Here is a 3865-nt window from a genome sequence, read left to right as displayed (position 1 = left end):
TACCACACGCCGACGGCAGAGTACGCCGACTACCTGACATCGAACCCGCGGCTCGAACGCGGCATCGAGTCGATGAGCACGCGCTACGAACGGTGGTTCCTCTCGCGTGCCGACGCCGTCATCGTCACGAGCGCCGAGACGCGTGACCGTCTCGCGTCGCTCGGCGTCGACGCCGACGTCACCGTCGTGCAGAACGGGGTCGACGTCGAACGGTTCGCCCCCGTTGACCCGACGGCGTTCCGCGAGCGCCACGGCCTGAGAGGCGAGACGCTCGTCGGCTACACCGGTCGCCACGGCTTCGAGAAGCGACTCCCGGACATCGTGCGGGCCGCCGACGGCCTCGACGACGTCACCCTCGTCTTCGGTGGCGACGGACCGGCACGAGAGTCGGTGAAACGACTCGCCGACGAGCACGACGTCGACGCCCACTTCTTCGGCTTCCTCCCGCGCGAGGAGCTCCCGGCCTTTTACAGCGCACTCGACACCTTCGCGTTCCCCAGTCCCGTCGAGACGCAGGGACTGGTGGCGCTGGAGGCCATCGCCTGCGGGACACCCGTCGTCGGCGTCCGCGAGGGGGCGCTCAGAGATACCATCGACGACGGCGTCACCGGCTACCACTACGAACCGGGCGACATCGACGGGTTCCGCGACGGCATCCGGCGGGCGCTCGACGAGTACGAGTCGCTCCGGGAGAACTGTCTCGCCCGCCGCGACGCCATCAGCGTCGAACGCGCCGTCGACGATCTCGCCGCCGTCTACGACCGCGTCCGGCAGGTCGCGCCGCGCCGTGTCTGAGGCCGTCGTCGGTGAATCGGGGTCGGATTCCGCCGGACGTCGCGGACCCGCTGACGCGGGTCACGGGCCGGCTCAGTCGTCCTCGAGCGCGTCGCCGATGCGCTGTAGCTGACGCGTGATGTCGCGAACCTCGTCGCGGAGCTGTCGAACCTCGCGGACGAGTTCCTCGTTGCCGACGCTCTCCTCGCCACCGCGTTCGCGGCCACCCATGCCCGGCGGGCCGCCGCCCATGCCGCCGGGGCCGCCGCCGCCGCCCATCATGCCGGACATCATCTGCGCGAAGGGGTTGCCCCCGCCCATGCCGGGCCCGCCGGGACCGCCCTCGCCGCCCATCATCTCTTCCGGGCCGGGACGTTCGCCCTCCTCGCGCTCCTTCTCTCGTCGCTCGCGAATCTCCTCGACGCGCTCGCGGAACGACTTCTCCTCGCCCGCCTCGTCGCTCTCGTCGACGTCCGCGGCCGCCTCCGCGTCGGTCTCCCGTGCCTCGTTCGGGGTCGGTGCGTCGGTCGGGTCGTCCGCGTCGGCCGACTCCTGAACGTCCTCGGTCTCGTCTGTGGCGTCGTCTGCCATACGCGGCGGTTCGCCGTGATGCCCGAAAGGGTTGTTGGTCTCGCGGTTCCCGACGGGCCCCAACAGTTATTCCGACGACACGACATCGGACGGTATGAATCGACGACACGCCCTCACGCTCCTCGTCGGCGTCGCCGCCGGCTGTTCGTCGCAGTCGTCGGAGCCGACGGCGACGCCGGAGCCGACGCCGACCACGGAAACCGACGCCGAGACGGCAGCCCCCACGTCGACCCCGACGCCGGAGCCGACGGTGGCGAGCGTCGACGCCGACGCCATCGCCGCGTCGCTGAACGAGGTGTACGCCGAACTGGAACCGGCGCTCACGACGCTCGAGGTGAGCGGCCTCGACCTCGACGCCCTCGGCGCGCGCATCGGTGAAATCCGCGAGGACGTCGACACCGCGCGTGAGGCGGGTGTCGAGGACGAGTCTCGGCTCCAGTCGCTGTCGGACACGCGCTGGGTGTTCGACCGCATCGTCCGGACGTTCGTCCGGTTCGACGAGGCGTACACCGTCCACGAGCAGATTCGGGAGGCGTACGCGGCGAGCGACGTCACCGAAGAGGCGAGGACTGCGCTGGAGCGACTGAAGACCATCGCGACGGAGGCGGCCAGTTCAGCGGGGACCGCCACCTCGCGGTACGACTCGATGGACTCGTTCGACCCCGCACTCGACGTCTCCTACGAGGGCTTCGAAGAACCGGTGTTCCGCGTCAGCGACACGGCCAACGCGCTCACCCCGCTCGCCCGGGGCCTCGAACGCGCGATTCCCGCCCGCGAGCGGTACCAGCAGGCCGTCGCGAGCTACGAGGACGAGTCGTACCGCGACGCTCAGAGCGCCTTCGCCGACCTCGTCAGGACGTTCACCGACGCCCGTGACCGCTTCGCGGACGCCGAGGGAATGGCCGGGCCGCTGGCCCCCGCGCTGGAGCAGTACCGGTGTGAGGTCAGAGCGGCACGGCTGGCGTGTGTGGAGTACCGCGCGGCGTGCCGGGAGCAACTGGACGGGAACCCCGACCGGGCCGAGCGACGGCGGACCCAGGCCGAAGAGCGGTACGGGGAGTGTGGGTGAGTGCGGGGGCGGCAGTTCGAGCGAGTCCACTGAGCGAAGTTGAGCGCAGCGAAACGAAGCGAAGTGGACTCGCCGGGATTTGAACCCGGGGCCTCTCCCATGCCAAGGGAGTGATCTACCCCTGATCTACGAGCCCTCGAACGCATCCAACCGTATCCGGGTGGTGGTATTAAGGGCTTCGACTCGGCGGACTCACGACAGCGGCTCGCACACCGTCACTCTTCTGTCTCCTCCGCCGTCGCGGCCCGGAGGCGCTCTCGAACCGACTCCAGATGCCGAGACGTCTCCTCGCCGGCCTCGTCGACGAGTCGGTCCACGTCCGCGAGCAACTCGTCGACGCGCTCCCTGGTCTCGTCTCCCATCTCACCGGCCCCCTCCTCGAGGTCGCCGATGAGTTCGTCGAGCCGCCTCGACGCCTCCTCGACGCCGGACTGGACATCCTCGCCGGCGCTGTCGACGGCCGTCAGCAGTTCGTCGTAGGCGACCATGAGTTCGTCTCTGAATGACGCCATGTGTCGACGCTCGCGCTCGCGCGCAATAAATATTGTCTGGATGACAATACGCCGGGAACGGGACGGCGATGTCGTAACCGTTTAGTTCGGCGCGGCGGGGTAGTGAAGTAGGGAACCAGCACGGCCGCAAATCTGACTCGTCCGGGTCGCGCTCGACGCCGGGCTTCGAGATTGCGGAAGTGCGTCGGTAGATTCGACGCTCTCCTGCGGTCTGTGGGTTCCAACCAAGCCAATGGCACGAATGCACACCCGCCGCCGTGGCTCGTCCAGTTCGGACAAGCCGGTGGCAGACGAACCACCAGAGTGGAGCGACGTCGACGCCGACGACGTCGAAGCACGCATCGTCGAACTCGCAGAGCAGGGGTACGAACCCTCTCAGATCGGTATGAAGCTCCGCGACGAGGGCGTGAAGGGGACGCCGGTCCCGAACGTCAAACTCGCGACGGGCAAGAAGGTCACCACCGTCCTCGAGGAGCACGACGCCGACGCGGACCTCCCCGAGGACCTCCGGAACCTGATGGAGCGGGCCGTCCGCCTGCGCGAGCACATGGAAGAGAACCCCCAGGACGCACAGAACAAGCGCGCCCTGCAGAACACCGAGTCGAAGATTCGCCGCCTGGTGAAGTACTACCGCGGCGGAAAACTCGACGAGGACTTCACCTACAGCTACGACGTCGCCGTCGAACTGCTGGAGTAGATGTCCACCACCGCCGTCATGGAACCGTCATCCGCCGACGCGCCGACGCCGAGTCCCGAGGAACTCGCCGGGCGGCTCGCCGACGTCCCGTTCGTCCGGGTCGTCGTCGCGCCCACGGGGAGCGCCCTCGCGGCCAGCGGCGTCACTGCCCGCGCGCTGCGTGAGCGTGGCGTCCCGTTCCAGGTGCGCGTCCGCCGTGCCTCCGCGTACGCGGTGGCCGAC

At 69.0% G+C, this 3865-nt stretch carries 5 protein-coding genes, 1 tRNA gene and 1 pseudogene; 4 read left to right on the top strand and 3 right to left on the bottom strand.

Features of this window, described 5'->3' with window-relative positions; genetic code table 11:
• Positions 1-795: glycosyltransferase (locus tag ACESK5_RS18925; protein WP_372913139.1), on the top strand; the 795-nt coding region annotated here is incomplete at its 5' end.
• 72 nt (positions 796-867) lie between these two features.
• On the opposite strand, the gene ACESK5_RS18920 is transcribed toward ACESK5_RS18925, so the two are convergent.
• On the bottom strand, positions 868-1365 hold the full coding sequence (locus ACESK5_RS18920) for a hypothetical protein (RefSeq protein ID WP_372913138.1): 498 nt from the start codon (positions 1363-1365) through the stop codon (positions 868-870).
• Positions 1366-1459: 94 nt separating this feature from the next.
• On the opposite strand from ACESK5_RS18920, the gene ACESK5_RS18915 reads away from it, so the two are divergent.
• Positions 1460-2434, top strand: a complete 975-nt coding sequence (locus ACESK5_RS18915; RefSeq protein WP_372913137.1) for a hypothetical protein — start codon at positions 1460-1462, stop codon at positions 2432-2434.
• A gap of 64 nt (positions 2435-2498) precedes the next feature.
• On the opposite strand, the gene ACESK5_RS18910 is transcribed toward ACESK5_RS18915, so the two are convergent.
• Positions 2499-2570: transfer RNA gene (locus ACESK5_RS18910), tRNA-Ala, on the bottom strand.
• Positions 2571-2649: 79 nt separating this feature from the next.
• Positions 2650-2946: a hypothetical protein gene (locus ACESK5_RS18905; RefSeq protein WP_372913136.1), complete on the bottom strand. Its 297-nt coding sequence runs from the start codon at positions 2944-2946 to the stop codon at positions 2650-2652.
• Between the two features lie 232 nt (positions 2947-3178).
• On the opposite strand from ACESK5_RS18905, the gene ACESK5_RS18900 reads away from it, so the two are divergent.
• Together ACESK5_RS18900 and ACESK5_RS18895 are read left to right on the top strand one after the other, a co-directional pair.
• The gene (locus ACESK5_RS18900; RefSeq protein WP_372913135.1) at positions 3179-3643 is read left to right on the top strand and encodes a 30S ribosomal protein S15; all 465 of its coding nucleotides are present in this window, start codon (positions 3179-3181) and stop codon (positions 3641-3643) included.
• Positions 3644-3865: pseudogene (locus ACESK5_RS18895) on the top strand (hypothetical protein); the annotation flags it as partial.

The organism is Salinigranum sp., from assembly GCF_041641895.1.
Lineage (GTDB): Archaea > Halobacteriota > Halobacteria > Halobacteriales > Haloferacaceae > Salinigranum.
Note: the sequence above shows the minus strand (reverse complement) of the source record. Positions and strands in the feature narration are given on the sequence as shown.

Excerpts from the sequence above, each read along its gene's own strand:
- ACESK5_RS18920 (WP_372913138.1), bottom strand. The coding sequence starts at position 1,365 with ATGGCAGACGACGCCACAGACGAGACCGAGGACGTTCAGGAGTCGGCC.
- ACESK5_RS18915 (WP_372913137.1), top strand. The coding sequence starts at position 1,460 with ATGAATCGACGACACGCCCTCACGCTCCTCGTCGGCGTCGCCGCCGGC.
- ACESK5_RS18905 (WP_372913136.1), bottom strand. The coding sequence starts at position 2,946 with ATGGCGTCATTCAGAGACGAACTCATGGTCGCCTACGACGAACTGCTG.
- ACESK5_RS18900 (WP_372913135.1), top strand. The coding sequence starts at position 3,179 with ATGGCACGAATGCACACCCGCCGCCGTGGCTCGTCCAGTTCGGACAAG.